Annotated in this window: 22 protein-coding genes and 1 pseudogene; 10 read left to right on the top strand and 13 right to left on the bottom strand. The window is 37.9% G+C overall.

Annotated features, from left to right (window positions below):
* Positions 1-29: 29 nt before the first annotated feature.
* The 13 genes from ACN9MR_RS04055 to ACN9MR_RS03995 form a co-directional block, all read right to left on the bottom strand.
* Entirely contained in the window at positions 30-1,286 is a 1,257-nt protein-coding gene (locus ACN9MR_RS04055; RefSeq protein ID WP_426328347.1) for a dihydroorotase, read from the bottom strand.
* Positions 1,283-3,322, bottom strand: coding sequence for a BatA domain-containing protein (locus tag ACN9MR_RS04050; protein WP_426328346.1), 2,040 nt, complete (start codon positions 3,320-3,322; stop codon positions 1,283-1,285). Before ACN9MR_RS04050 ends, ACN9MR_RS04055 begins: the two co-directional genes overlap by 4 nt.
* 60 nt (positions 3,323-3,382) lie before the next feature.
* Positions 3,383-3,787 carry a hypothetical protein gene (locus tag ACN9MR_RS04045; RefSeq protein ID WP_426328345.1) on the bottom strand — a complete coding sequence of 135 codons (405 nt, stop codon included), beginning with the start codon at positions 3,785-3,787 and terminating at the stop codon, positions 3,383-3,385.
* 60 nt (positions 3,788-3,847) lie between these two features.
* Entirely contained in the window at positions 3,848-5,305 is a 1,458-nt protein-coding gene (locus tag ACN9MR_RS04040) for a nicotinate phosphoribosyltransferase (protein ID WP_426328344.1), read from the bottom strand.
* Positions 5,306-5,317: 12 nt separating this feature from the next.
* Positions 5,318-5,788: a macro domain-containing protein gene (locus ACN9MR_RS04035; RefSeq protein ID WP_426328343.1), complete on the bottom strand. Its 471-nt coding sequence runs from the start codon at positions 5,786-5,788 to the stop codon at positions 5,318-5,320.
* A gap of 3 nt (positions 5,789-5,791) precedes the next feature.
* The gene (locus ACN9MR_RS04030) at positions 5,792-6,520 is read right to left on the bottom strand and encodes a metallophosphoesterase family protein (protein ID WP_426328342.1); all 729 of its coding nucleotides are present in this window, start codon (positions 6,518-6,520) and stop codon (positions 5,792-5,794) included.
* A gap of 1 nt (position 6,521) precedes the next feature.
* On the bottom strand, positions 6,522-7,064 hold the full coding sequence (locus ACN9MR_RS04025; protein ID WP_426328341.1) for an RNA 2'-phosphotransferase: 543 nt from the start codon (positions 7,062-7,064) through the stop codon (positions 6,522-6,524).
* Positions 7,054-7,710, bottom strand: a complete 657-nt coding sequence (locus ACN9MR_RS04020; RefSeq protein WP_426328340.1) for a DUF4291 domain-containing protein — start codon at positions 7,708-7,710, stop codon at positions 7,054-7,056. Before ACN9MR_RS04020 ends, ACN9MR_RS04025 begins: the two co-directional genes overlap by 11 nt.
* 24 nt (positions 7,711-7,734) lie before the next feature.
* Positions 7,735-8,250 carry an O-acetyl-ADP-ribose deacetylase gene (locus ACN9MR_RS04015; RefSeq protein ID WP_426328339.1) on the bottom strand — a complete coding sequence of 172 codons (516 nt, stop codon included), beginning with the start codon at positions 8,248-8,250 and terminating at the stop codon, positions 7,735-7,737.
* Positions 8,247-8,660: a hypothetical protein gene (locus tag ACN9MR_RS04010; RefSeq protein WP_426328338.1), complete on the bottom strand. Its 414-nt coding sequence runs from the start codon at positions 8,658-8,660 to the stop codon at positions 8,247-8,249. Before ACN9MR_RS04010 ends, ACN9MR_RS04015 begins: the two co-directional genes overlap by 4 nt.
* Before the next feature lie 70 nt (positions 8,661-8,730).
* A complete protein-coding gene (gene prs, locus ACN9MR_RS04005) occupies positions 8,731-9,564 on the bottom strand; it encodes a ribose-phosphate diphosphokinase (RefSeq protein ID WP_426328337.1) in 834 nt (277 codons plus the stop codon).
* A gap of 68 nt (positions 9,565-9,632) precedes the next feature.
* A complete protein-coding gene (locus tag ACN9MR_RS04000) occupies positions 9,633-10,325 on the bottom strand; it encodes an NUDIX hydrolase (protein ID WP_426328336.1) in 693 nt (230 codons plus the stop codon).
* Positions 10,326-10,396: 71 nt separating this feature from the next.
* A complete protein-coding gene (locus ACN9MR_RS03995; protein WP_426328335.1) occupies positions 10,397-11,959 on the bottom strand; it encodes a L,D-transpeptidase family protein in 1,563 nt (520 codons plus the stop codon).
* A 275-nt stretch (positions 11,960-12,234) separates the two neighbouring features.
* Between ACN9MR_RS03995 and hisG the strand changes: the two genes are divergently transcribed.
* The 10 genes and pseudogenes from hisG to ACN9MR_RS03945 all read left to right on the top strand — a co-directional run bounded on the left by hisG (position 12,235) and on the right by ACN9MR_RS03945 (position 21,287).
* Positions 12,235-13,086: an ATP phosphoribosyltransferase gene (gene hisG / locus ACN9MR_RS03990; RefSeq protein ID WP_086545283.1), complete on the top strand. Its 852-nt coding sequence runs from the start codon at positions 12,235-12,237 to the stop codon at positions 13,084-13,086.
* Between the two features lie 49 nt (positions 13,087-13,135).
* A complete protein-coding gene (gene hisD, locus ACN9MR_RS03985) occupies positions 13,136-14,416 on the top strand; it encodes a histidinol dehydrogenase (protein WP_426328334.1) in 1,281 nt (426 codons plus the stop codon).
* Positions 14,417-14,514: 98 nt separating this feature from the next.
* Positions 14,515-15,555 (top strand): histidinol-phosphate transaminase, encoded by a 1,041-nt coding sequence (gene hisC, locus ACN9MR_RS03980; RefSeq protein WP_426328333.1) that lies wholly within the window; start codon positions 14,515-14,517, stop codon positions 15,553-15,555.
* Between the two features lie 139 nt (positions 15,556-15,694).
* On the top strand, positions 15,695-16,828 hold the full coding sequence (gene hisB, locus ACN9MR_RS03975) for a bifunctional histidinol-phosphatase/imidazoleglycerol-phosphate dehydratase HisB (protein WP_426328332.1): 1,134 nt from the start codon (positions 15,695-15,697) through the stop codon (positions 16,826-16,828).
* 183 nt (positions 16,829-17,011) lie between these two features.
* Positions 17,012-17,644 carry an imidazole glycerol phosphate synthase subunit HisH gene (hisH, locus tag ACN9MR_RS03970; RefSeq protein WP_426328331.1) on the top strand — a complete coding sequence of 211 codons (633 nt, stop codon included), beginning with the start codon at positions 17,012-17,014 and terminating at the stop codon, positions 17,642-17,644.
* A 1-nt stretch (position 17,645) separates the two neighbouring features.
* On the top strand, positions 17,646-18,395 hold the full coding sequence (hisA, locus tag ACN9MR_RS03965) for a 1-(5-phosphoribosyl)-5-[(5-phosphoribosylamino)methylideneamino]imidazole-4-carboxamide isomerase (RefSeq protein WP_029278668.1): 750 nt from the start codon (positions 17,646-17,648) through the stop codon (positions 18,393-18,395).
* A gap of 45 nt (positions 18,396-18,440) precedes the next feature.
* Positions 18,441-18,830, top strand: a pseudogene (locus tag ACN9MR_RS03960) (endonuclease domain-containing protein); the annotation flags it as partial.
* Between the two features lie 9 nt (positions 18,831-18,839).
* Positions 18,840-19,637: an imidazole glycerol phosphate synthase subunit HisF gene (gene hisF / locus ACN9MR_RS03955; RefSeq protein ID WP_426330214.1), complete on the top strand. Its 798-nt coding sequence runs from the start codon at positions 18,840-18,842 to the stop codon at positions 19,635-19,637.
* Positions 19,638-19,679: 42 nt separating this feature from the next.
* The gene (gene hisIE / locus ACN9MR_RS03950; RefSeq protein WP_426328330.1) at positions 19,680-20,303 is read left to right on the top strand and encodes a bifunctional phosphoribosyl-AMP cyclohydrolase/phosphoribosyl-ATP diphosphatase HisIE; all 624 of its coding nucleotides are present in this window, start codon (positions 19,680-19,682) and stop codon (positions 20,301-20,303) included.
* 81 nt (positions 20,304-20,384) lie between these two features.
* On the top strand, positions 20,385-21,287 hold the full coding sequence (locus ACN9MR_RS03945) for a WD40 repeat domain-containing protein (protein ID WP_426328329.1): 903 nt from the start codon (positions 20,385-20,387) through the stop codon (positions 21,285-21,287).

Below are 21,287 nucleotides of genomic sequence, written 5' to 3'. Positions count from 1 at the left end.
ATAGTCAGGGATATAGAGGTTATTCCTAACTACCTCTCCCAATATTGATTATTATTATAAACCAAGGTTACCTTCCCGGTAAGTTCGGTACCCAATAATGGACTGTTTGCTGATTTTGAATAATTGCTTGTGGCATTATACAACCATTTTTCTGTCGTGTTAAAAACAGTAAAGTTAGCTTCAGTACCTTCTTCTATTACCGGAATAGCTAAATTTAATAATTTACGTGGATTAATGGCCAATTTCTCTGCAATTAAAGCTTTATCCAATCCAGCCTTTAATAACAGTGGCAATACGGTTTGTAAAGCGATGATACCATAGTGCGCAATTTCGAACTCAACATTTTTAAATTCGATTTCTTCCGGACGGTGCTGAGAAGTAATGGCATCGATGGTTCCGTCTTTTAAACCAGCAATTAACGCCTTTACATCTGCTTTTCCGCGCAGTGGTGGCTTAACCTTGTAATTGCTATCAAAATCGCTTAAAAGTTCTTCTGTAAATACCAGGTGATGTGCCGTTACATCGCAAGAAATCTGAACGCCATCTTTCTTTGCTTTACGAATCAATGCCACAGCCCCGGCAGTTGAAATATTACTGATGTGGATTTTGGTTTCATTATAAGATGCCAGGAAAATATCGCGGGTAATATGCATTTCTTCGGCCAATGCGGGTAAACCTTTCATACCCAAAAGCACAGAGTTTTTGCTCTCGTTAATCTGCGATTTGCCAGCTATGGATTTATTTTCGGGATAAACCATTAATAGTGCATCGAAGCCTTTTGCATATTGTAAGGCACGGCTCATAAAACCATCATCCTGCAAGGCCTTATCTCCATCAGAAAAAGCTACTGCACCAGCCTGTTGCATATCGAACAGTTCGGCAAGTTCCTTTGCCTCACGGTTCTGGCTTATTGCCCCCACTGGTAAAACATCAACCAGATTATTTTTGGCCTTATTGATGATGTATTCTACCTGAGATTTTGACTGCACAACCGGACTTGTTTGCGGCAATAAAGCCAAGCCTGTAAAACCTGCGGCTTTTGCGGTTGCGGTTAATGTTTGAATATCTTCCTTGGTTTCGAAACCCGGATCGCCAGCTACACAGTTTAGATCGAAAAAACCAGGCGTTAAGAAAGCACCCTGAGCATCAAAAACAGTTTCGTTTTTATCGGCAGTTAATTTACCTATGTTTTTAATTTTGCCATTTTCTACCCTAACATCGCATTGTTGATTATTGAATTTACTTTGCGGATCGGCAATGGCTACATTTTTAACCAGGAGATTCATATTGTTTTTTTTGTGTTGTTAAAAAATCGGATGAGCAAAATTTCTGCTGCAATAAAAATCAGCGACAAAATTAGGCAAAGTTTCCATAAAGTCTGCCCGATTTTATTGGCGCCGGCAATTAATTTAACGGCATCTTTATCGGTATCGAATATTTTCAGATTGCCTTTGTCAGCCAACTGATTGAGTTCTGTTTTGTCCAAATAATGCATATCAGATTCTGTTCTGCCATTGTTGAAACTATAAACAGCAAGTAGCGAATCTGCAAGTTTCAGGTTATAAAAACCTGCGCTTTTTATCTGATCGGCAATGTAAATCAGTGTTTTTCCATCTGCCTGGCGGATTTCAGGAATCGCCTCGAAACCATCCGCGGTAATTTTTAAGCTTTGATTTTTACCCAGTGCAATCTTTTTACCCGCCAATGCATTATCATTACCGAGATTGTAATATAAGGGCGTTTCATTTCCTCCACTCAATGCCAAACGATAAATCAGCGGCACAAAAACCGGATGACGTGCTAAATTCCCGTCACTTGTATTAAGTCCTGAAGCAGATAAATAGACCTGTCCGTTACCTACCCCATATTTAGAGAAAAACGGTTTTCTACCTGGCAATAGCATAATATCTTCTTTATTGGAGGTATTTTTCTCTACAAAAGAATAATAACGGGAAACTGCTGGAAGGTCAAGATTTTTGGGTATTTCCTCAAAAACAGTCTTGAAAATGGGGTTTTGCAGATCAATCTGATCGACTTTGGTTGGCGTGGTATTTAAACCTTGAATGGCAGGAAGCGACAAACCACTTAAAAATGAGTTATAAGTTTGAATATTGGCATCTAAATCAGGAAAAAGTACCACTGTACCACCTGCATTCAGATAGGTTTTTAACTGTTGTGCCAATCCTGTTGATGGATTTTTCAAACCGTTCAACACAATCAGACCATAACTGGCAAAATTGCTATAATTCACACTGCTTTCGGCATTCTCAGTGAGTTTATAATATCGATCGGCAGCAAACAATGCTTTAATGTAACTGCCTGCATTGGCTCCGTTAATACTGAGAACCAGAAAACTTTCATCTACCTTAAAACTGAATGACAGTGTATCATCAAAGGTCACCGGAAAATCTTTAATGCTGATTAAGCCTTTTTGCCATCCTGCATTCAGTCCAGAGAAATTCAGGGTATCTTTAACCGTTTTACCCGATGGGATGCTTACAGCACCCAATCCTTTCTGCTGGTTGTTGATGCTGAGTTTTAGAGGAATATTTTTTGCTTCTTCTTCGGAGTAATTTTTCAACTGCACAACCAGTCGTTCATTTGCGCCCGGCTGATGATTTGGAGAAAGTGCCCAAACGCTATCTATTGCAACATTCGGCAGCGTGTTGGCATTCAGTTTCAAAAATGAATATTGAATATCTGCTTTTGTATCGAGTTTACTTGTGGTGGAGATATTTTTCTGAAAATCGGAGATCAGAAAGCTATACTTATTTGCAGAACCCGTTAAAACATTCCCCTGTCGGTTTAGTATCTGTTGGAGATTACGGTTTGCTGCCGAGATTTTAACATCATCCAATGCTTTTAAAAACTCTTCTTCGTTTAACAATCGTTGATGTTTTCCTTCAAAATTATTGGTCAGGAGTTGAAAACGGTCGTTTATTCCAAAACCTTTTACCAGTACTTTTGCCCTCCGCTTGGCTTCATCGAGCAGGTTACCATCTTTATTAATGGCTTCCATGCTGTAAGAATTATCGATATAAATGCTTACTATATTATTTAAAGCAGTAGTTTTTTGGTTGTGCGCCGGGATGTAGGGCTGGGCAAATGCCAGCACCAAAAAGATAATCGCCAAAATCCGCGACAACAGAATAAGCAGGTTTTTAAGTTTTTCTTTGGAAGAATTTTGCTGTTCTACTTCTTTTAAAAGCTGAACATTAGAGAAATAAACCTTCTTAAACTTCCTGAAATTGAATAAATGAATGATAACCGGGATGGCAACCGATATTAGTGCAAAAAGAAAGCCCGGATAAAGGAAATTCATTAAAAACCAAAGATAGAAAAATTATGGAGAGTGGCGAATTACTATTGTAATAAAGTCGTCTTAATAATTAAAGCCCGGAAATTCGATATTTACAATTTTCCAGCCACCGTTATGCAATGCGAAATACAGTTTAAAAGGTCCGCTTACTATTTTCGATTGTTTTTGAATAACATCTCTATAACCTGCAACCCCTTCAACAAAGCCCATGCCCTTACCCTCGTTCATTAATTCAAAATTAACATCGATAATATCGTATCTACCACCTACATATTCATCAGACCGACCGAAAATACCTTTTAACCGACCAATGATAACATCCTTACCAATAACTTTATTACCCGGGAGAATAAAAAAATCATTCAGTTCGGCGGTAATAGCCTTCGATTGTTTAAACCATGCGTTTATAAATCTAATGGCACTATTTACGATATCAGCCTGATGGTTAAATGTGGGGGTGTTCTGCATTGTATCTTTCAAAAAATTAATCGACCAGCCAAAAGCCAGTCGATTAAAAACTTGGCAAAGTTAACTATTCTTTAGCCTTTCTCTAATTTCAGCGAGAGAATAATCGATCAATAACTTTCCATCTCTGAAAACTTCTTTCAATTCGCCATGTGCCTCTTCTTCCCAGCTGCATTGATCTTTCAATTCATAATCTCCGTTCGCATTTTTAAAAATCTGTAATAAACCCTTTGCCGATTTCTTAGTTCCATCATCGGTAATCGGATCTTTAAAGATCTCGCGACCGATGCCATCAACTTCGCCGTAGGTGGCTTTCATCGCGAAACCAAAAGTATCACGTGTATTATATTGGTAGGTGAATGAGCCGATGCCAAAAACAACATTGGTAGAGGCAAAACCTTTAGCTTTTAGTCGCTCGCAGATCTGCATAGCTCTTTCGGTAGTAATGCTATCTCCATAAATGGCACCAATCTGCGGTACTAGCTCTTTAAATCCTTTATCGTTGGTTTTTCCACCAAAAACATCCCAAAGCAACGCTATTACACCTTTTTTCTCATTTTCGTTTTTGCCATTTGGATTTCCGCAGATAATATCAACAGGATCTCCCGAATCTGGTCTAATTACCACTTTACCCGGACGGGCAATAATATCATCTTTTAAAATAGGTAAATACTCTGTCAACACTTTCCATAAATCCCAGGTATCAGAAACAATAGATACAATTCCTTTCGGGTAAACTTCTAAAATCAAACGTTTAAAGGTTTCGAGTTCTCCGGTATTGGTCCCCATACACATTACAGAGTGTTCTGTAGCAGCTACTGATCCACCAATTAACTCTTTATCTGAATCTGCATTGTAATACTCTTCTAAAAAATCGATGGCTGGAATGGTATCTGTCCCTGTAAAACTCAATAAATGCCCGGCTGCCGAAGTTACGGCAGCTTCTATTCCCCCCATGCCGCGCATAGAGAAATCGTGCCCCTGCCAGTCTACAAATTCTGGAACTGAAGAGGTATCGGCAGCATACTGATCCAAAATGGTGCGGTATTGCTTAGCTATGGTAGCAGAATTACATGGCAACCACACTACTGCTGACAGTAAGGTTTCGAAATAATTGGTCAACCAGAAAAATTCAGATTTTGTATTATACATGGTAAACATGGGTACACGCAAAGGCACTTCAGCTCCTTCTGGTAATGATTTAAAGACCATTGGAATATAACCCAGATCGTGTAAATCAGCTATATGTTGTGTACCTACCAAATTTTCTCCCAGGTAATTATTGATCCTACGGGCGTATTTTTTAAGAATTTCTTCTTTTGGCTGTTTAAAGAAATTCTGGTTAAAATCTTCAATGATGTATTTTTTGATAAAATATTGCAAGCCAAAAAGCACCACATGATTTACGTTTTCTAGCCTGCTTTTTCTTGGCGTCCAGTTAGAATAAACCAATGTGGTATTTTCTGGGTATTGTCTACGGTGGTCAACTTTATAACCGTCTGTTAATAATAATGGATTCATAGTGTCTATCTTTTAAAAATCGTAAACTATTGTATTAATATCTTTCTTTGAAATCGTTTCTTTAATAATTGGCTCGATTATTTCCCATTTCCCTCCCGCTAATCCACATCCTATTCTTGGCATGTGCACGGAAGCATTAATATCTCTTGCAAAATCTGCAACCTTTCTTAAGCCACCTTCAACGGCATCATACCTTATTGGAGCATTACCGTTTTCATCTTTAATTATTTTATGTTGACCAATTAGATTAGCTATCCATAAATCTTGTTCAACCTTTACGAACTGAACCTCTCCAAGATTGAAATTATCTTTCGATTGATACCAGGTTCTATATTTGCTTTCGGGAGCTTTCCATCTTTTCGAAATAGCCAATACAAATCCCTTTCCCCATCCACCTACATCATTACATATATGAATAATTATCTTATTTCCCTCACCGGAGGGATTGGTAGCATCACCTTTTTTATATTCAATGTCTTTCATATTTTAATTTCTTCCTTTTTCGTTTGGATACAGGCTTTGTAGAGTATCGCTTTGCCAAAATTCTTTGGTTTCGATATCCAAACAGGTTAATTTTCCGGTAAATGCAGCACCGGTATCGATATTCCAAACATTACAACCCTGCATGGGTATGTTAACATTGTAGTAAAGCGTTGGTGTATGGCCAATGTAGATTTCATGATAGAGCAATAAACGTTTAGGATAAAGTACCGAATCTTTTTTGATCCTCTTATCCATAGTCAGGGCCATTTCCCAAAGCGTTCTATCCCACGAATAATTGGAAGAATACCATTCTTTTTCAGGACCATGCATGGAAGAAAAACCTGCGTGAATAAAGAGATTGTTATGCTCATCAACGTAGTAATCTTTCAACCGTTCAAAGAAATTTAGATGTTTTTGCTGCACTGGATCAGGCATATTTTTATAGCTTTCGATGGTTGATTTCCCGCCATGAACAAACCAAACATCATCTATAATACCTTTTTCTAGCCAGTCAATACACCATGCATCATGATTTCCTTTGATAAAAATGCACTGATGGTTTTCTTCCAGTTGCATCAGGTAATTGATCACCTGTGCCGATTCACTCCATCCATCCACATAATCGCCCAGGAAAATCAGTTTGTCATCTTTTGTTATTTCTGCACGCTCGAATAGCTGGTCCAGGCCTTTTAATCCCCCGTGTATATCACCTATTACTAATGTTCTGCCCATGTTAAAATGTTATATATTCAGCGGGCACAACATCTGTAAGCCACACATTGTTATCTGATAAATAAAATTTATAGCCTGCCCTATGCATCTCTCCACTATTAATGGTAAGGATCACCGGTTTTCCCCTCCTGCTACCTACTTTACTAGCGGTTTCCTTATCGGCACTTAAATGCACATGCTGTCTGCTCATTTTTTGCAGCCCCTGCGATTTAATATCCGACAGGGACTTTTCAACTGTACCGTGATACAGGCATGCTAATGGTTCGGCTTGATTTAGATTTAATTCAACAGCAATAGAATGTCCCTGACTTGCCCTTATTTTAGTTTTATCATTATTGAAGGCAAATCTCTTTTTGTCGTTATTTTCAACAATGTACTCAAGAAGTTCAAAATCTATTCGATTATCATAGAGGTCGAATTTGGCCATTAGCTCATTAACATCTGCCCAGCCATTTTCATCAAGTTTTAGACTTATGGTTTCTGGCGAATGCCTCAAAATGTAACTTAGCAACTTACTTATGCCTTTGGTTATTTTATTGTCCATGAGCGTATGTATTTATAATTTTCAGCCTTTTGTTCAATGTATCATCATTAAAAACAAAAGGCTTTTCCAGTGGCACCATTAGATTCTCTAGTTGATGATTTTGGACAAATTCATGCTGTACTTTTACAAATGCGCTAATATCTTCAATCAACAAAATATCATCTTTGGCAAAAGATCTGATAAAATTATCTCTTAATCCGATCTGGATTGCCCTTCTTTCTTGTTTTGCTCCATAAGGATCGTGATCCGGATCCCATTGCAAACGGATATTAGAACTTTTTAACCCATTTCTCCATTCATCATTAGAAATACCTTCGGTTTGATCAAATGAAGTATAAACTGCATTTTCAAGGTAATTACGAAATGCAGATATTTTAAGGTGTATGGCTAAAGTAATTTCCTGTCCTTCTTTTGTTCCCCAGCCGCTTCTGTACATCATCCATAAAAAATTAGGCTTAATCCATGTCATTCGGTTTAAACTGAATTCACCTCCAAAAAACTGATTCTCGACTGCAAATTCTCCGATTTCTTTTCGGTAAGCTTGATAAACAATTATTTTTTCATCATCATATTGGGCCATAATATGGCATCCTGACTTTGGCCATTCTATTACTTGTTCTTTGTATTTTTTTACTGTTATTTTCATTTTGTAATTTATTATTGACTCATCTCATTGTAGATTGAGCCTCTCTTTGTAGAGCTGATAATTTTCATCGTCGAAACAAACGAAGATTACCTTTTCTATTTTTTCCTTTTCAGCAAAATTATTTACCGTGGTAATAGCAATATCTGCTGCTATATCTTTAGGAAAATGATAAATCCCTGTGCTAATATTTGGAAAAGCAATAACCTTTACATTGTTTTCTACTGCAAGCATCAAACTGTTACGGTAACACGCTGCAAGCAAAGCATTTTTTTCTTCGTTATCGCCATTCCACACAGGTCCAACCGTATGGATTACATATTTTGCGGGTAAATTGCCTGCGGTTGTAATTACCGCATTTCCGGTTTTGCAATTCCCTTGTTTATCTCTGATGGCTACGCACGCTTCTAAAATGGCTTTACCACCTTTTCTGTGAATGGCGCCATCTACCCCACCGCCACCAAGCAAAGAACTGTTTGCCGCATTAACGATTGCGTCGGCTTTAATTTCTGTTATATCGGCTTTGATTAGTTCTAAAATCATTTTTTAAATTCTTTTAATTTGCTTCTTAATGCTAAGTTTTCTGTTTTTGCAGATCTACCAGTAAAATAAGCTTTTACAATTTCTATTGTACCATTAATGTTGCCGTTAAAATCGTTCAACTCTTCTGCAGGAATCCAAAGTTCGTTATGCATTGCCCCACCTACATTTTGAACATCATACTTCTTCAAATAATCCTCATTTACTTCAAAAGCGGTTACGATGCCAATAAAACCAGAAAATTCATCATTGGTATTCCACTCCAAAGCAATTTGTTCGGCATATTGCTGGTTCATTACCGGATAAAAAATAGGCTGCCATGCTAATCTTGGAGGAAAGGCGTTAAAGCCACTTTCAGCAATGAGTTCCATTTCTTTTAAGCCAACGGGCCTGAATAATCTTATCGTTTTCATAATTATTATGATCAGATCCTGAAATGAATTCAGGATGACTATCGCTTACATTAAAGTATCTAAGGGAATTCTAAATAATATCTACCAGTTTTATCTGCGTTACCCCAACATGATCAACTTCTTTGATCGAATCAGTAGTAAAAATCTGCTCAAAGTATTTGCCTAGTTCATCAAAACCTTTGCTAAATATGCCATGACTAATCGCTAAATAAAGTTTCCCAGCATTTTTAGCCTTTAGCGCTTCTGCCAGACCAATAAATGTACCACCACCATCACAAATATCATCTACAATTAAGCAATCAGCACCAGCTAAATCTTCGGCATATACTTTAAATCCTGAAAGTTTTCCTGTTTTTACATCCCGGCTTTTTGAACACTCTACTACTTCTGTACCACCTAAAAACTCAGATACTTTATAAATTTTCTTTAATGCTCCACCATCAGGAGATATGAGTTTTACTTCTGTACCTATTTTTACAATCACCTGCCTTATAAAATCGTGATTGGAAACCGTTATACAGTTATTGAGCAAAGCTGGTGTTACTTCACTATGCGGATCGAAAACGGTAACACTTGCCAAAGCCATGGCATTAATGATATCGGCATAAACTTTCACCGATAAAGGCTCTCCAGGAATCATCACCCGATCTTGCCTTGCAGCCGGAAAGTATGGTATAAAAAGTTCAATTTCTTTTACGCCCATTCTTCTCAAGGCATCAACCGTAATACAGATCATACCTAAATCATTGAAGGAATTTATTCTTTGCGTAATGGTAACAGGAGTAGCAACATCAAAATTGTTCGAAATTTTAATGTGCGGTTCGCCACCCGCAAATAAGAAAGATTTGTATTCGATTAAGTTATTTTCGCCTAGCGGAGTAAAACTCGGATTAAGATTTAACATATATTTGCGTATTATTTACACAAATATAAAAATCATTTTTAGAATGCAAAGAATAATTTGTGTTTATTTTACACAAACCTAATATCAAATTGGAAATTTTCCTTCAAAAGCTGGTTATATTTTGTCTTATCGAAGGTAAAAAGCTTGCCAGGTCTGCCACTAGCACCCATTTTAACCACTTTATCTGTTTCTGTAACAATTCCAAAACTTAGAATTTTTTTTCTGAAATTTCGCCGGTCTATATCTCTTTCCAGAATGGTACAGTACAGATTTTCAAGATCGGAAAAGAGAAATTCCTGATCCAACAGATCAAAACCGATCGGTTGGTAAGTGAGTTTACTTTTTAAACGCCGATGTGCGAGATTAACCATTTCATTGTGATCGTAGCCCAATTCAGGAATTTGAGTAACAGGAAACCATTTCGCATCTTTAGCATCGGTATCGGCTTTTAAGACAAAATTTTTAGGATTAACCAAGGCAAAATAAGCTACAGAAATTACCCTGAAACGTTCGTCACGATTGACATCATCACCAAAAGTACCCAGCTGCTCAAGATAATTTACGGTTATACCGGCCTCTTCTTTAAGTTCGCGCTCAACTGCTGTAAGCAAAGGCTCGTCATTTAAAATAAATCCACCAGGTAAAACCCATCTATCGGCCAGTTTACCAAATCGCTGCTGAACAGCCAGCACATAAAGCGTTCCTTTTTCGTATCCAAAAACAATGGCATCAACAGCGATTTTGATATTTTGTTCGATCATCTTTCAATTTGTGTTAAAACAACACAAAGTTAATTGTTTTAACCAAGAAGATTGAAACTGTTGATTAAATTCTACCTGAACTTTTTCATCGCAGCCCAAAGTTTTTCGTCCATACCGTAAACATCAGGTCTGTATTCAATCTTATCGTTTTGCGACCAGGCAGTAATGTAGGTAATGATTAATGGAACATTTTTCTTTGGGGCAAACCAAGCTGGTTTTAATTGAAATGCTTTGGTGGTATCTGCCTTTTGGGCCATGCGTTTTTTATACCATTTTACGTGTGTACTATCTATCGGCGGCAAGTCTACTTCTGCCCTAAGTTTATCATATGTGTAAGAATCTTTAACCAAGAGTTCGGCAAATTCTAATGGCTTTTCGATGCGTACGCAGCCATGACTAATTGCCCGGTTACTCAAATTAAATCCGTTCTTATTATTGGTATCGTGCAGGTAAATACTCGAGCTATTATCGAAGATGAATTTGAATTTTCCTAAAGCGTTTCCACCGCCAGATCCCTGTTTAAATTTAAAGGGTAATTTATCACGCGAATACCTGTTCCAATTGATGGTATCAGGCTCACCAATCAGCTTATCTTTATAGTACACTTTGATGTTACTATTTGATAAATAATATGGATCTTTTCTTGCCATCCAATAGATCTCACTTTGCGCAATACTTACCGGAATATTCCAGATCGGATTGGCCTGAATAGAATTGATTTTGCTGAACAATAAAGGTGTCTCATGGTTCTTTGGTTTATCGTCCAGGTTGCCCGATTTTGCAAAGGCTTTCAACTTCTCTTCGTAACCACTTTCACGCTTCCCACCCACACAAACTTTCATCGTAATTACAGTATCAGATTTATCAAACCAGGTTAACCTAAAATCGGGAATATTTACCTGCACATAGCTGTCTCCTGTCTCTGGCATTTTCCAACGGAAACGTTCCATATTCAATAGTAAAATCCGCTTCTCATTTTCTGCATCTGTATTTAAATAGGCAGACTGCAAAGCTTTATACTGGGCTGATTTTGGCTGGACGGACCTTAAGGTATCCACAAGACTTTTACTATTTAAAAGATTAGTCATCCCCATGCTATCCGGGCGTTTAACTTTAATATAATAACGCGAAAAAATAGTACGTGGATTTACCACTCCATATTTAAGGTAATTATTGTAGTTCAGATAGGCATTAGCCGATAACAGCTCCAATTTGGCTATTACAGGATAACTTTCCTCAACCTTTTTAAATTTATTGGCCGTTAACGCTGCTAACAAACTTTTAATCTCATCTCCCTTAAAAATCTTTGGATTAAAGCCATGCACCTTACTCTGATCTAAATAATTCGCCAACGAGTCTAACTCGCCATTGATGTAAAACTGTGTAACCAGCTTAGGTTGAGCATAATTATTGGCATAAAAGGCCTTAATTGTTTTTGGATTGACGAACTTGCCCGAAAGACTGTCCATTGTTTTCACAAAAATGCTATCATAAGCTACAGTATCGAAATCTTTGTAGATCTTGTTTTTGAAATGTTCAGACAATACTTTCCCGATCTCAGGTGGGCTTTTAAACCATCCACAGGCAGAAACAAATAAAATAAAGGGCAGAATTAGAAAGCGAAACTTTTTCAAAAGAATAAAATTTTAATACAAAATAAGGGTTATTGGCAATAAAAACAGCATAATGGCAAATTAAGTGCCATTATTTTTTGTTTTCCCATTTCAAACACTATATTTGCCAGCGCTTATCAGCTAAAGCATTGATACTGGCAGAAATAATTTATGAATTTAACTTTGAACCATCACTTACATTTACACCATCGCCGATAGGCGATATGATATGTTTGTTTTGTACTTCAAAACTTTTTTCCGTAAAATAATTTCCTGTTCACTCTATATTCAATACTTTGAAAACACTTAAAATCGCTATCCAGAAGTCGGGTAGGTTAAACGAAAAATCTGTAGAAATACTTAAAAACTGTGGTTTATCTTTCGAAAACTATAAAAGTTCCCTCATCTCAACCGTTACCAATTTTCCTTTAGAAATTCTTTTCCTTCGGGATGATGATATTCCTGAATATGTACAGGATGGCATTGCAGATTTGGGTATAGTTGGAGAAAACGTAATTGTAGAAACCAAAGCCGAAGTAGATTATCTACAAAAATTAGGCTTCGGAAAATGTACCCTAAAAATTGCTGTTCAGGCTACCAGTAATATCCAAAAGCTGGAAGAGTTAAATGGCAAAGCGATTGCTACTTCTTACCCGGTGATACTCGAAAAATTCTTACAGGAAAAAGGAATAAAATCTGATATCAGAACCATTTCCGGATCCGTAGAAATTGGTCCAGGTTTAGGCTTAAGCGATGCCATTTTTGATATCGTATCAACAGGTGGAACATTAAAAAGCAATGGACTAAAACCTTTCGCTGATGTGATGCAATCGGAAGCTGTTTTAATCGGAAACAAATCGATAGCCGACAATCCAGAAGTTGCAGAATTGCTTCAGCGCATCCGCTCTGTACTCAGTGCAAAATCTAACAAATATGTGGTACTAAATGTATCAAAAGATAACCTTCAAAAGGTAGTCGATTTACTTCCGGGTGTAAAAAGTCCAACCGTAGTTCCACTCTTCGAACCGAACTGGGTAGCCGTTCACTCTGTAATTGCCGAGGAAGATTTCTGGGATAAAATCAACAGTTTAAAAGCAGCAGGTGCTGAAGGAATTTTGGTCATGCCAATCGAGAAAATAATCAGATAAAATCGTTTAAACTCACATTAACTATTAGTTAATTTTAAATTATAAAACATTGAAAATCTACAATTATACAGATTTATCTAAATCAAAAATTGAAGAACTTTGTTCGAGGCAGATTGAAGACGACAAACTGGTTGAAGAACGGGTAACCGACATCATCAGCACCGTAAAAAAAGATGGCGATCAATCCCTTTTCAACTTCGCAAAAACATTTGATAAAGTTGATCTCGATAAGCTGTTTTTGGATGCAGAAGAATTAAAAGCAATTGCATCTACCATTCCTGCTGAAGCGAAAAATGCGATTGATACGGCTTATCTAAATATCAAAACTTTTCACCAGTCGCAGTTAAAAACTGAAGATAAAATCGAAACAATGCCAGGCGTTGTTTGCTGGCGCGAATCGAGGGCGATTGAAAAAGTTGGCCTTTATATTCCCGGTGGAACTGCTGTTTTACCAAGCACTTTTTTAATGCTGGCTACTCCGGCAATCATCGCAGGCTGTAAAGAAATTGTGGTGTGTTCTCCCCCACAAAGTGATGGCAAAACCAATTGTTATCTGGCTTACTGTGCAGTGCTACTGGGTATCGAAAAAGTATTCTTGATTGGAGGCGCACAAGCTATTGCCGCAATGGCTTTCGGAACGGAAAGTGTACCACAGGTGTATAAGATCTTTGGCCCTGGCAACCGTTATGTAACCACAGCCAAAACCATGGTTCAAAATAAAGTAGCTATCGATATGCCCGCCGGACCATCGGAGGTATTGGTTATCGCTGATGAAACTGCCAACCCATCATTTATTGCTGCAGATCTACTTGCGCAGGCTGAACATGGAACTGATAGTCAGGCTATTTTAGTGGCTACTTCTAATCAGATCATTGCTGATACCTTAAAAGAAATTGAAAATCAACTTGCTATCCTCCCACGCAATGAGATAGCGGCCAAAGCAATTGCCAATTCTTATGCAGTTTTTGCTGAAAATCTGGATGAGGCGATGCAATTTTCTAATGAATATGCGCCAGAGCACTTAATATTGGCTACTGAACATTTCCAAAGCCTTATTCCGTCAATTATCAACGCTGGATCGGTGTTTTTAGGCAACTTTACACCAGAAAGTGTTGGCGATTATGCCTCTGGAACCAATCATACTTTACCAACCAGTGGTTTTGCTAAAGCTTATTCGGGCGTATCAACTGATGCTTTTTTGAAAAAGATCACTTTTCAGCATCTATCGGCTGATGGATTAAATAACATTGGCAATACGGTTGAAATTCTTGCAGAAGCTGAGGGATTACATGCGCATAAAAATGCCGTAACGATAAGACTTAAAAATTAGATAAATTTCTTCATTATACGTCATGCTGAATTTATTTCAGCATCTATATAATAAAAAGACCCTGAATTAAATTCACGGTGACGAATAAAAATATTAAAATGGACATTAACGATTTAGTAAGAGAAAATATAAAAAACCTTCGCCCCTACTCTACCGCAAGGGACGAATTTAAAGGTCAGGCATCAGTTTTTTTAGATGCAAACGAGAACAGTTATGGCTCGCCATTACCAGCAAATTACAACCGTTATCCTGATCCATTGCAGCTTGATCTGAAGGATGCGATCAGCAAAATAAAAGGCGTGCCAATTGAGAACACTTTTTTAGGAAATGGTAGCGATGAAGCAATAGATTTATTGTTCCGCGCTTTTTGTAATCCTGGAAAAGATAACGTAATTGTGCTGCCACCAACCTACGGCATGTACGAGGTTTCGGCCAACATAAACGATGTAGAAATACGCAAAGTTAGCCTGCTCCCGAACTTCCAATTAGACATGGAGAAGATCGCAGAAACGATCGATAAAAACACGAAATTAATTTTCATTTGTTCACCAAATAATCCGACCGGAAATTCCATAAACCGCGAAGATATTGAAACCATTCTAGCCAACTTTAATGGCATCGTTGTGGTGGATGAAGCGTATATTAATTACGCCCGACAAAAGACCTTTATTCAGGAGTTAACCGAGTACGGAAATCTGGTAGTTTTACAAACTTTTTCGAAAGCCTGGGGGCTTGCCGCATTACGTTTAGGCATGGCATTTTCTTCAACAAAAGTGATTGATGTTTTGAACAAAATTAAGCCACCCTACAACATCAATCAGGCTACGCAGGATTTAGCTTTTGAAGCGCTAAAAAACATCGCTCAGGTGAACGATTGGATTAAAGAATCTGTTGCAGAAAGAGACCGTTTAAGTAAGGCTTTAACTACACTAAATATTGTTAAAAAAGTATATCCTTCTGATGCTAATTTTATCTTGGTAGGAGTTACCGATGCTTTAAAAATTTACGACACTTTGGTTGATCAGGGTATCATTGTACGCGACCGCTCTAAAGTAACTTTGTGTGAAGGATGTTTGAGGATTACAGTGGGTACAAAAGAAGAAAACGACAAACTATTAACTGTTCTAGAAAATTTTTAAAATGAAACCATCATGAGCATACCGCTCGCAAACAGCAATGAACCGAACCTGCGAGCTCTTGAACACAAAAATCAAATAGAAAATTGTGAAAAATATGCTCATGATAGCTTCATTACCGTTAGAAACAAATTATATTCCAATGAAAAAAGTATTGTTTATAGACCGCGATGGAACGTTAAATATAGAGCCTGAAGATGAACAGGTAGATAGTTTTGCGAAGCTTAAATTCTATCCGCGCTCATTATATTATTTATCGAAAATTGCCGCCGAACTGGATTACGAACTGGTAATGGTTACCAATCAGGATGGATTGGGAACACCTTCAAATCCTGAAGAAAATTTCTGGCCGATCCACAATTTTATGTTGGATACTTTTGAAGGCGAAGGCGTTCATTTTAGTGAAATTGTGATTGATAGAACTTTTGCGAAAGACAACGCGCCTACCCGCAAACCGGGCACTGCTTTATTAACCAAATATTTTAGCGAAGATTACGATCTAAAAAATTCTTTTGTAATTGGAGACCGACTAAATGATGTGGTTTTGGCCAAAAATTTGGGCGCTAAGGCAATTTTCCTTCGTCAGAATGATGCATTGGGTTCTACTGAAGCATTAGACAAACATGAAACGTTGTTGGATGTGATTATTCTGGAAACCAAGAAATGGGAAGATATCTACAACTTGCTTAAAGCAGGAAGCAGAAAAATTCACCACGAACGCAAAACCAACGAAACCGACATTACCATTAACCTTGATCTGGATGGAACAGGAAAAGCCAAAATCGAAACCGGTTTAAATTTCTTCGATCATATGCTTGATCAGATTGCCAGACATGGAAGTGTAGATTTAGAGGTTATTGCTAAAGGCGATTTACATATTGATGAGCACCACACCATAGAAGATACTGGAATTGCGCTTGGAGAAGCCTTTGCTAGAGGATTAGGCAATAAACTAGGTATTGAGAGGTATGGTTTTTGCTTACCTATGGACGATTGTTTGGCACAGGTTGCCATCGATTTTGGGGGAAGAAACTGGATTGTTTGGGATGCTGAATTTAAACGTGAGAAAGTTGGCGATATGCCTACAGAAATGTTTTATCATTTCTTTAAATCGTTCAGTGATGCTGCAAAATGCAATTTAAACGTAAAAGCAGAAGGTGATAACGAGCACCATAAGATTGAAGCTATTTTTAAAGCATTTGCGAAAGCAATTAAAATGGCAATCAAACGCGATGCAGAGAAAATGGTTTTGCCAAGCACAAAGGGACTATTGTAAGAAAGGTGGAAGGCTGAAAGGTTTAAGGCGGAGGGTTTTGACCCCCATCCGCTGTTAATAAACCCGATAGCAGTGGAAAGCTCCCGATTCTTCATCGGGACTTGAAACGAATAGCGGGACTACAGCACTTTGAAAAGCTGACATTCATTTTCAAAACAAGAACAAAAATATAATGCAAATTGTATGAACGATAAAAATTCAAAGTCCCCTTCAGGGGATTTAGGGGTTGGAATAGTAAATTACGGAGCAGGCAACATCTTCTCCCTTACCGCAGCATTAGATCGCTTAAATGTAACCTACGGCATGGTAAACACCGAAAACGACCTCGAAAAATATAGCCGCATCATCATCCCTGGAGTTGGCCATGCGGGGGCAGCCATGGAAAAACTGAAAGGAACAGGATTGGTTGAAGCCATTAAAAAACTAACAAAACCCGTTCTTGGCATTTGTGTGGGCATGCAGCTTATTACCGAACATTCAGAAGAGGGCGATGCAGCGCTTTTAAATATCGTTCCGGTTAAAACCAAAAAATTTGATAAGTCGCTGAATATCAAAATACCACACATGGGATGGAATGCGGTGAGTCCGAAAAACAATTCACTATTTGAAGGTGTTGAAGATAATACACAATTTTACTTTGTGCATTCGTACTTTATTGAATATAACCCTACTTTTGACATCGCATCTGCTGATTATGGTTTAAAGTTTTCGGCAGCGGTACAAAAAGACAATTTTTACGGCGTTCAGTTCCACCCTGAGAAATCGGGAAAAGCCGGCGAACTAGTATTAAAAAATTTTTCAAACTTAAGCTTATAAAATGTACATAATACCTGCTATTGATATTTTGGATGGAAAAGTTGTCCGTCTTCGTGAAGGCGATTACAACCAAAAAACAGAATATGATGTTTCGATCCCCGAAATGATAGAAAAATACCGCTCAAATGGTACAGATTTCATCCATATTATTGATTTAAACGGAGCCAAAGGCGATTTTAGCAATCAAAAAGCACTTTTCGAGATTATTAAAAAAACCGAAATGAAGGTGCAGTACGGTGGTGGTATCAGAACCATTGAGCAAGTGACCAATTTGCTTGATGCCGGGATACACCGCGTAATTGTAGGTACACAGGCCATTACCAACCCTGATTTCCTACCTCAATTAAGCGAAGCTTTTGCTAAAAAAGACGATTACGCCAACCGCATCGTTATTGCAATCGATGTTTTGGATGAGGTAATTAAATATTCGGGCTGGATGGAAAGTTCGCCGATTAAACTAATGGATTACGTTGACAAATGTCTTTCACTGGGTTTTTTCCGTTTCTTATGCACCGATATCAGCAAAGATGGAAAATTAGGCGGTGCAGCGATAGATTTATACGAAAAACTGCTTGAACATTCGCCTATGATTAAACTGATCGCATCAGGTGGTGTAAGTTCGATGCAGGATATCTACGACCTGGCCAAGTACCCAATTAGAAGTGTAGTGGTTGGAAAAGCAATTTACGAAGACCGCATTACCATCGAAGAAATTAAAGAGTGGAATTTGAAGGCCTTGTCAAGTATCTAACCCCCCAGCCTCCTAAAGGGGGAGTTAATAGCATAGTTAATAAAGATGACCTATAAAATAAATGAGGATGATTTTGATTTTTTACAAGTCAATGAACCTAATATGTTTTATGGTGCATCAAATATAATTTTTGAAAATGCTAAACGCCTAAGAAATAATGTTACTGAAGCAGAAAATTTGCTATGGCAAGTCATCAGTAATAAACAATTAGGAGTAAAATTTAGAAGACAACATCCCATTTCATGTTTTATCGCTGACTTTTACTGTCATGAGGTAAAATTAATTATTGAATTAGATGGAAGCATTCATGATCTACCGGAAGTTTCCAATAATGATATTGAAAGACAAAGGATTATCGAACAATTTGGAATAAAGATAATTAGATTTAAAAATACTGAACTTTACAATAATTTAGACTCAGTTTTGGAAAAAATAAAAGAAACCATACAGGCTAAACAGCTTGCATCTCCCCCTTTAGGGGGCGGGGGGCTTTCGAAAAGAATAATCCCTTGTTTAGACGTTAAAGACGGCCGTACAGTAAAAGGTGTAAACTTTGTTGATTTACGTGATGCTGGCGATCCGGTTGAACTGGCGGCACAATACGCACAACAAGGTGCCGACGAATTGGTTTTTCTGGATATTACGGCCACTCACGAGCGTCGTAAAACGATGATTGAAATGGTTAAATCGGTTGCTCGTCAATTAAACATTCCTTTTACCATTGGCGGGGGAATAACAGAAATTGCGGATGCCGAAGCATTATTAAATGCAGGGGCAGATAAAATCAGCATCAATTCGGCAGCAGTTCGGAATCCTAAATTAATAGAAGATCTGGCTAAAACCTTTGGTGTGCAGTTTGTGGTTTTGGCAGTCGACACTAAATATGTAAACGGTAAAAACATGGTCCACCTAAATGGAGGAAGGCTAATTACCGAACTGGAAACCGAAAACTGGATTAAACAGGCTGAAGATTTAGGCGCAGGAGAAATTTTGTTAACCTCGATGGACCATGATGGCACAAAAGCAGGTTTTGATTGTGGATTGCTCAGTAAAGTTAACCAAATGATCAATATACCGATTATAGCATCAGGTGGAGCTGGTAATATGGAGCATTTTACCGAGGTTTTTCAAAAAGCCAATGTTGATGCCGCACTGGCAGCGTCGGTATTTCATTATGGCGAAATCCTGATCCCTGATTTAAAACAAGAATTGAAAAGAAACAATATTCCTGTTAGAATATAAACCCCTAAATCCCCTAAAGGGGACTTAAAAAAAAATACTTAAATGATTAAAAAAAAAATAGATCTTAGCCAAGTTGACTTTGGCAAAACTCCCCCTTCAGGGGGCTGGGGGGTTCCTGTAATCATTCAGGATTACAAAACTTTAGAGGTTTTAATGCTGGGTTACATGAATGCTGAAGCACTGGAAAAAACCCAAGCCGAAGGCAAAGTAACTTTCTTTTCACGCTCTAAAAACCGCCTTTGGACAAAAGGTGAAACCAGCAACAACTTTTTATTTGTTAAAGAACTTTTTGTAGACTGTGATAACGACACCATTCTGATTAAAGCGGATGCCGTTGGTCCAACATGCCATACCGGAAGCCGCAGCTGTTTTAAAACAGATTTTAACCAAAACTTTATTTTCGAACTCGAAAACATCATCAACGATCGATATGAAAATCCGGTTGAAGGTTCTTACATTAACAAAATGCGTAGTAAGGGACTAAATAAGATTGCCCAAAAAGTTGGTGAAGAAGGTGTAGAAACCGTAATCGCCGCCCTTGCTGAATCGGAAGAAGAACTCATTGGAGAAGCATCTGATCTTGTTTTCCACCTCTTATTTTTATTGAAAGAAAAAGGATTATCGATTCAGGATATTGCTAAGAATTTAGAAAAAAGACATAAATAAGGTTTGAGGTAAAAGATGTAAGGTTTAAGGTGCCAGATGCCCAACCTTACACCCTAAACCCTAAACCCTAAACCTCAAGAAATGCTCAAACACCTACAAACCCTTCCTGGACACCAAAATCCTGTTTATGCACTTGCCAACTCAAATGAGGATGGCGTATTTTTTAGTGCGGGGAACGATAAGGGGGTTGTAGAGTGGTCGTTAAATACCATGGCTTTTGTAAAGGTTAAAATGCCTGTACAGAGCTCGGTATATTGTTTACACTATTATAATAAACAATTATTTATCGGTGAACGCAGTGGTGCATTTAGCGTTTATGATTTTGATGATCAGAAAGTAATTGCCAGAATCAATGCACATACCAAACCCATTTTCAATATACAAACCGTAAAGGGTAAAAATGAACTTCTAACCACTGGTGAAGATGGAACGGTTGCGGTTTGGTCGTTAATAGATTTTACAGAGATTTATCGTTTTCAGGTGGCTTACGATACGGTTAGGGCCATTGCAATTGCACCTAATGAAAGTGAAGTAGCCTTTGGTTGTAAAGATCACCTGATCAGGATTTATAACCTGGCTGATTATAGCCTCAAACAATCTCTCGAAGGGCATTCATTACCTGTTACCTCTTTGGCATACCATCCTACAGGTAAATACTTAATTTCGGGAAGCAGGGATGCACAGCTAAAAATATGGGATCTGCCCAATTACGGACTCAGAGAAACCGTTCCGGCACATATGTTTACTGTTTACGATATTGCCTTTCACCCTACCCTGCCTTATTTCGCTACAAGCAGCCAGGATAAAAGCATTAAACTCTGGGATGCAGAGAACTTCAAGTTATATAAAATTTTAAGTTTAGAGAAAGCAGGCATAGGCCATACCCATTCGATAAATAAAATTATCTGGAGCCATGATGGTAAATACCTCATTTCTACAGGTGATGACCGACAGGTAATGGTTTGGAAGATGGAATATGTTTAA

This window comes from Pedobacter sp. R-06, from assembly GCF_049913135.1.
In the GTDB taxonomy this organism is placed as follows: domain Bacteria; phylum Bacteroidota; class Bacteroidia; order Sphingobacteriales; family Sphingobacteriaceae; genus Pedobacter.
The sequence above is the reverse complement of the archived record's forward strand: the minus strand, read 5'-3'. Positions and strand labels throughout refer to the sequence as shown.